At 63.4% G+C, this 6,919-nt stretch carries 6 protein-coding genes and 1 pseudogene; 3 read left to right on the plus strand and 4 right to left on the minus strand.

The window, feature by feature from the left end:
• A partial coding sequence (locus tag EN949_RS31085; RefSeq protein ID WP_164782595.1) for a response regulator transcription factor occupies positions 1-513 on the plus strand: 513 nt, incomplete at its 5' end.
• A gap of 4 nt (positions 514-517) precedes the next feature.
• On the opposite strand, the gene EN949_RS31090 is transcribed toward EN949_RS31085, so the two are convergent.
• The 3 genes from EN949_RS31090 to EN949_RS31100 form a co-directional block, all read right to left on the minus strand.
• The gene (locus EN949_RS31090; RefSeq protein WP_063170462.1) at positions 518-4,003 is read right to left on the minus strand and encodes a PAS domain-containing hybrid sensor histidine kinase/response regulator; all 3,486 of its coding nucleotides are present in this window, start codon (positions 4,001-4,003) and stop codon (positions 518-520) included.
• A 120-nt stretch (positions 4,004-4,123) separates the two neighbouring features.
• On the minus strand, positions 4,124-4,399 hold the full coding sequence (locus EN949_RS31095) for a type II toxin-antitoxin system RelE/ParE family toxin (protein ID WP_013533612.1): 276 nt from the start codon (positions 4,397-4,399) through the stop codon (positions 4,124-4,126).
• Positions 4,389-4,598: a hypothetical protein gene (locus EN949_RS31100; RefSeq protein ID WP_127367276.1), complete on the minus strand. Its 210-nt coding sequence runs from the start codon at positions 4,596-4,598 to the stop codon at positions 4,389-4,391. Before EN949_RS31100 ends, EN949_RS31095 begins: the two co-directional genes overlap by 11 nt.
• A gap of 399 nt (positions 4,599-4,997) precedes the next feature.
• Here EN949_RS31100 and mscL point away from each other — a divergent pair, with 399 nt between their 5' ends.
• On the plus strand, positions 4,998-5,420 hold the full coding sequence (mscL, locus tag EN949_RS31105; RefSeq protein WP_013533610.1) for a large conductance mechanosensitive channel protein MscL: 423 nt from the start codon (positions 4,998-5,000) through the stop codon (positions 5,418-5,420).
• Between the two features lie 113 nt (positions 5,421-5,533).
• On the plus strand, positions 5,534-6,700 hold the full coding sequence (locus EN949_RS31110; protein ID WP_024503136.1) for a pyridoxal phosphate-dependent aminotransferase: 1,167 nt from the start codon (positions 5,534-5,536) through the stop codon (positions 6,698-6,700).
• A 72-nt stretch (positions 6,701-6,772) separates the two neighbouring features.
• On the opposite strand, the pseudogene EN949_RS36810 reads toward EN949_RS31110, so the two are convergent.
• Positions 6,773-6,919 (minus strand): annotated as a pseudogene (locus tag EN949_RS36810) (5-aminolevulinate synthase); the annotation flags it as partial.

Below are 6,919 nucleotides of genomic sequence, written 5' to 3' on the forward strand. Positions count from 1 at the left end.
GAGGACGTCGATCTGGTGCTGCTTGACCTGTCGATGCCGGGCGCCAGCGGCCTCTCCGGCCTGATCTCGCTGCGTGGCATCCATCCGGCGGTGCCGCTGGTCGTGGTGTCGGCGCATGACGATCCGGCGACCATCAGGCGGGCGCTCGACCTCGGCGCTTCCGGCTTCATCTCCAAATCGGCCAGCATGGAAGAAATCCGCAGCGCCGTGCAATCGGTGCTTGCCGGCGATATTGCAGCACCCGTCGGCGTCGATCTCGGCATCGAGCGCGACCCTGAAATATCCGACCTGATCAAGCGGCTGCAGGCGTTGACGCCGCAGCAGACCCGGGTGCTCGGCATGCTGGCCGAGGGCCTGCTCAACAAGCAGATCGCCTATGAACTCGGCGTCTCCGAGGCCACCATCAAGGCGCATGTCTCCGCCATCCTGCAGAAGCTCGGCGTCGACAGCCGCACCCAGGCGGTGATCCTGCTGTCCAAGATCGGCAGCGACCCGCTGCAGCCGGCGGGTTAGACCCCTATTCCGCCGCCGGCGCCAGCGGCCTGACCCTGGCCATCATCGAGCGCAGTACCGCTGGTTTGAGCGGTTTGTTGATCACCGCAATCTCGAGCCCGCCGGCGGTCGTGCGCACCTCGTTGGAGCGGTCGGCGGTGACCAGCACGGCCGGCAGGGTGTCGCCATGGATCGCACGCAGCCTGACGACGAGTTCGAGGCCGGTTTCGCCGTCGAGATGGTAGTCGGCAAGGACGATGTCCGGGCGATGTATCTTCGCGGTCTCCAGATCCTTTGAACCGGACGCGGTGTCGACGTTGCAACCCCAGCCTTCGAGCAGGAGCCGCATGCCTTCGAGGATGCGGGCGTCGTTGTCGATGCACAGCACGTGCAGACCGGCCAGCGAGGCTGTCGCGCGGGCGGGAGCCCTGGCTTCGATCTCGCGTCGTGCCTGCACGGCCGCGACGGGCAGGATAACGGAGAATCGCGTGCCCTTGCCCGGACTGGAAAAGATGCGGATCTCCAGGCGCAACACCCGGGCGATGCGGTCGACGATGGAGAGGCCGAGACCGAGGCCCTCGGCCTCGCGCGCGCCCTCGTCGAGCCGGGTGAATTCGCGAAAGACGGTGTTCAGCTTGTCGCCGGCGATGCCGATGCCGGTGTCGATCACCTGGATCTCGGCCAATTCGCCGCGCCGCCTGACGCCAACCAGCACGCGGCCGCGGCGCGTGTATTTGATGGCGTTGGAGACGAGATTCTGGATCAGGCGGCGCAGCAAATTGCGGTCCGTCGTCACCGTCAGCGATGACGGCATGATGGTCAGCTCGAGCTTCTTTTCGGCGGCCAGCGGCCGGAAGTCGTTGCCGATCTGGCGCAGCAATCCGTCGAGGTTGAAGGCGGTGTCATCCGGCTTCATCGCGCCGGCATCGAGGCGGGAGATGTCGAGCACGGCGCCGAGAATGGTCTCGACGGATTCCAGCGAGGATTCGATGTTCACGGCCGCCTTGCCGGCAGGTCCCTTGCCGGCCTTCTCGATCAGCGAGGAGCAATAGAGCCGGGCGGCGTTCAGCGGCTGCAGGATGTCGTGGCCGGCGGCGGCGAGGAAGCGCGTCTTGCCGAGATTGGCCTCCTCGGCCAGCATCTGTGCCTGCGCCAGTTCCTCATTGACCCGGGTCAGCTCGATGGTGCGCGTCTTGACCCGCTGCTCCAGCGATTCATTGGCCCTTTTCAGCGCAAGATCCTGCTCGACGCGCCCGGAAATGTCGGCATAGGTGGCGACGATGCCGCCGTCCGGCATCGGGTTGGAGCGCAGTTCCAGGATGCGGCCCGAGGTTTTCAGCTCCATCTGCCACGGGCTGACGAAGCTGGTCAGCCGGTTGAGCATGGCCACACGCTGATCGGCGGGAATGTCGCCGCGCTCGGCGAGATGGCGCAGGATGCGGTCGAGCGAGACGCCGACCTGGCCCATCTCGTCGGGCAGGTCGAACAGCGCCCGGTACTGGCGGTTCCAGCAGATCAGGCGGAAATCGCGATCGAAGACGGTGATGCCCTGTTCCATCTGGTCGAGCGCGATCTGCAAGAGGTCGCGGTTGTGCTGCAGCGCCTCGGTGGCGTCGTCGAGCAAGCGGAAGGCATCTCGGGATTCGCGGTCGTGGCGCCGAAACAGCAGCGACAGGATCAGCCGTGCCGAGGAGGAGCCGACGGCGCTGGCCAGCAGCTGCTCGGAAAAGCGGATGACGTCCATGCTCGCCTGTTCGTTGCCGTGCAGCGAGGTTCCGTTGGTCTTTTCGAACGACTGGAAAGAGCGCTCGGTGCGCTCGACGCCGAGATAGCGCCCGATCGTGTCCTTCAGGTCGTTGACGGTGATGGCGGTGCGGAAACGGCGCAGGCTGGGCATCGGGCCGGCATCGCGCGGCACGAAGATCGACGCCTGGATGCGTTCCAGCGGCACCGACGCGCGCGACAGCGAGCCAAGCACGAAAAACACCGCATTGATCGACAGGCTCCACAACACGCCGTGGTTCAGCGGTTCGGCGACGGTGCCGAACAGGGCCTGCGGCCGCAGCGCCTCGAAGCCGAACAGCCCGTGCACGATGATGCCGGTATCGGCCGCGGCAAGCGACGGCAGGAGCAGTGTGTAGCCCCAGACGAGGATGCCGGCGACCATGCCGAGTGCCGCACCCCGGCCGTTGGCGCCGCGCCAGATCAGCCCGCCGATCAGGGCGGGGGCGAACTGGGCGATGGCCGCGAACGACATCAGGCCGATCGACGACAGGCGCGCGCTGTTGGTGCTCTCGCGGTAATAGAGGAAGGCGATGAACAACAGGATGAAGATCGCCCCGCGCCGCACATTAAGGATCAGCGTCGACCAGTCCTCGGTCTCGGAGGTCGAGGTCTTGAGCAGGCGGCGCACGAACAGCGGAATGACGAGATCGTTGGAGATCATGATCGACAGCGCCACGCTTTCGACGATCACCATCGCCGTCGCCGCCGACAGGCCGCCGATGAAAGCCGCCATCGCCAGCACATCATGGCCGCTGAACAGGGGCAGCGACAGCACATAGAGATCGCTGCTGGTTCCGGTGCCGACCAGCGACAGGCCGGCGAAGGCGATCGGCAGCACGAACAGGTTGATCGCCACGAGGTAGAGCGGGAACACCCATGTCGCGGTGCGCAGTTCGGCCTCGCCGCGGTTTTCGACGATGGTGACGTAGAACTGCCGCGGCAGCATGATGATGGCAAAGCCGCTCAGGCACGTCAGCACCAGCCAGGTGGCGAGCGAGGTGTTGTAGCTCATCGCCTGCCGGACCTGCGCGTTCTCGGCGAGCTTGTCGAACATGTCGCCCGGGCCGCCGAAGATCAGGAAGGTGACCATCAGGCCGATCGCCAGGAAGGCGGCGAGCTTGACGACGGTTTCGACCGCCACCGCCAGCACCAGTCCGTCCTGGTGTTCGGTGGCGTCGGCGTGACGGGTTCCAAACAGCACCGCGAACAGCGCCAACAGCATGGCGACGACCAGCGAGATGTCGCTGACGAAGGGATCGAACGAAGGCGGCGATCCCGTATAGTGCTCGACCATCAGGCTGACCGAACCGGATATCGCCTTCAACTGCAGCGCGATATAGGGCACCGCGCCGATGGTGGCGATCAGCGTGGCGATCGCCGCGACGGTGAAACTCTTGCCGTAGCGTGCGCCGAGGAAATCAGCGATCGAGGTGATCTTCTCGGTCTTGGCCAGCCGCACGATACGGTTGAGCAGCGGGAAGCCGAAGACGAAGACGAGCACCGGGCCCGTATAGATGCCGAGGAATTCGAGGCCGCGTTCGGAAGAGAGACCGACCGAGCCGAAGAAAGTCCAGGATGTGCAGTAGATCGCGAGGCTGAGCGCATAGATGAAAGGCCGCCCCCGGCTCGGCTCGGAGATGGCCGAGCGGCGGTCGCCGAGGCTGGCGATGGCAAACAGCAGCGTCACATAGGCGACCGCGATGATGACGATGAACAAGCCCTGCACGCTTGGACTTTCCTCCTCTGCCGTCTTTCTATCCGGCTTGCCCGGACGCAACCACAGCTTGGCGTCCGAGTCCATTGCAGAGCTGTGCAGGACGGCTATCAGGGCGGCGCGTCGGTGTCGTTATGGTGAAGATCGCCGCTGAGCGCCGTGGAAAATACGGCCAATGACGACCTCCTCCAAACCCATGCGATAGAGGATGATGTGCTTGCCGTGGACGAACTGATGGGTCCTGCCTTCATAGAGCCGGCCCATACTCGGATAGTCGCCGAGCAACTCAAACACCGCGTCGAGTTCGCGCAGGTACTTTTCGGCCTGAGTGTGGCCGAAGTTTTCGAAGGTGTGTCGGTAAATGTCTTTCAGATCGCGTTCGGCACGATGCGTTATCCTATGGCGCATGCGGGAGTTCGGCACGCGCTTCCCGAATAATGTCGTCGATCGACTTTTCGCTGACCGGGCTCTCAAAACCTTCGTTGATCGCCGCCTGAATCGCTTTCCGCTTCTCGCCGGGCGAAAGCGCGTCAAACCAAGCGCGCTGCTCCTTTGTTGGAGCCGCCCACGGATAAACATCAATGCTGATGGTTTCGAGCATGTTCATGAGAACATTATAGGCGAAAACGCCTATAATTTCCAGAAATTCAATGCTGGCTTTGCCGTGCCGTCAATGCGGGAAACCTTGCAAAGAGCGATTGATCGCTCGCGTCAACAACCGGGGGCCCATGCCGTGCTCGGCGGCAATCTGGTCCAGCGTGGTCGTTTTGCAGTGATTCGGCGGCATCTGTGTCGATTTGCATCGCGGGGATATGAAATTTCACGCCCTTGTACGCAACGCGTCAAATTCGGCAGAGCTGCCGCCCAAAGTGCCGTAAGGTAAGGAGAAAGCGGTTGTTTCCTCCCTTTTACCCATGTTGCGTCAGGAGGTTTTTGTTATGTTGCCTCAGGTCGATGCCGCAAGGACGGAAACGGCAGCTCGGCCAGTCACGACAAGGAGGGTCGAATGCTGAAAGAATTCCAGGAATTTATTTCCAAGGGCAATGTGATGGACCTTGCGGTCGGCGTCATCATCGGCGCGGCCTTCGGCAAGATCGTCGATTCCCTTGTTAACGATATCATCATGCCGATCGTCGGCGCGATTTTCGGCGGCTTGGACTTCAACAATTATTTCCTTGGCCTCTCCTCGGCCGTCAACGCCACCTCGCTGGCCGACGCCAAGAAGCAAGGCGCGGTCTTTGCCTACGGCAGCTTCATCACTGTCGCGTTGAACTTCCTCATCCTCGCTTTCATCATTTTCCTGATGGTCAAGGCGGTGAACAACATGCGCAAGCGGCTTGAGCGCGAGAAGCCCGCTGCACCGGCCGCTCCGCCGCCCGCCGACGTCGCGCTGCTCACCGAAATTCGCGATCTGCTCGCCAGGCGCTGACCACGGGCAGCATTTGCTGGACCAAAACCCCGGTCGTTGGCGGCCGGGGTTTTCTGTTTTCGCATCTGGTAAGGACCGCTGACGAAAACCGCAGACCAAAAACGGATCCGCCCATGACCCTGATCGACAGCTTGCGCACCGAGGCCCGTGCGGCACCCGAAAGTGGCATTGTCGCCGTCGTCAACTACGGCCGCCTGCGCGAAGGCATGATTCCGCTCTGGGCCGGCGAGGGCGACCTGCCGACGCCAGCCTTCATCACCGATGCCGCGTCGAAGGCGCTGGCCGGCGGCGAGACATTCTACACCTGGCAACGGGGCATCCCCGATCTCAGGCAGGCACTCTCCCGCTACTATGCCAGGCATTTCGGCAAGAATTTTCCGGAGGAAGAATTCATCGTCACCGGCTCCGGCATGCATGCCATCCAGCTGGCGCTCGACGCGCTCGCCGGCGCCGGCGACGAGGTGGTCTACCTGTCGCCGGCCTGGCCGAATTTCGATGCCGCAGCAGGGATAGCGGGAGCCGTTCCAGTCGCGGTCACGCTCGATCATTCCGGCAATGGCTGGTCCTGCGACGTCGAGAAGATCGCCGCTTCGATCACGCCGCGCACAAAGGCGCTGTTCATCAACACGCCGTCGAATCCGACCGGCTGGACCGCCGATCACGAGACCTTGCAGGCGATCCTCGCTCTGGCGCGCGCGAAGAACCTCTGGATCATCGCCGACGAGATCTATTCACTGTTTCACTACGGCCACGGCCGCGCGCCGTCCTTCCTGGACATAGCGTCGGCGGAAGACCGTATCCTGTACGTCAACTCCTTTTCCAAGAATTGGGCGATGACCGGCTGGCGCGTCGGCTGGATCAAGACGCATCCGAGCTTGCAGCAGGTATTCGAGAACCTGATCCAGTATTCGAGCTCCGGCGTCGCCCAGTTCATGCAGCGCGGTGCGGTCGCCGCCCTTGACGAGGGCGACGCCTTCGTCGCCGAACAGGTGGAGCGGGCGCGCAAGGCGCGCGACCTTGTCTGCGGCATCCTCGGCGCCACCGGCCGCGCTGGGTTTACGGTGCCGCAGGGCGCGTTCTATCTGTTTTTCACAGTCGATGGCATCACCGATTCACGCACTGCTGCCTTCGACATCGTCGACAAGGCCAATGTCGGCCTGGCGCCAGGCACCGCTTTCGGCCCCGGCGGCGAGGCGTTTTTGCGGCTGTGCTTCCACCGCCGTCTCGACCAGATCGAGGAAGCGGCGCACCGGCTGGCGAAGTGGATGAAGAACGCCTGAGCCGCTGACGAAGCCCGAATTGAAATCGCTCCGGCGAGCCAGATGGCGGCCGGAGTAGAGTTCCAAACGGCATCAGCCGCCTGACTTGGGCACCAGCAGGGGAATGATGCGGTCGCTCTTGGCCACCGAAGGCCGACCTGCCGAACCATAGGGGATGCCGAGCGCATCCCAGGTCTCGACCAGCGCATCCTGCAATTCGGCGATCAGCGCATCGGAATG

This window comes from Mesorhizobium sp. M7A.F.Ca.US.007.01.2.1, assembly GCF_003998165.1.
Lineage (GTDB): Bacteria > Pseudomonadota > Alphaproteobacteria > Rhizobiales > Rhizobiaceae > Mesorhizobium > Mesorhizobium ciceri.

Coding starts and splice junctions, on each gene's coding strand:
- EN949_RS31095 (WP_013533612.1), bottom strand. CDS start 4,399: ATGCGCCATAGGATAACGCATCGTGCCGAACGCGATCTGAAAGACATT.
- EN949_RS31100 (WP_127367276.1), bottom strand. CDS start 4,598: ATGAACATGCTCGAAACCATCAGCATTGATGTTTATCCGTGGGCGGCT.
- mscL (WP_013533610.1), top strand. CDS start 4,998: ATGCTGAAAGAATTCCAGGAATTTATTTCCAAGGGCAATGTGATGGAC.
- EN949_RS31110 (WP_024503136.1), top strand. CDS start 5,534: ATGACCCTGATCGACAGCTTGCGCACCGAGGCCCGTGCGGCACCCGAA.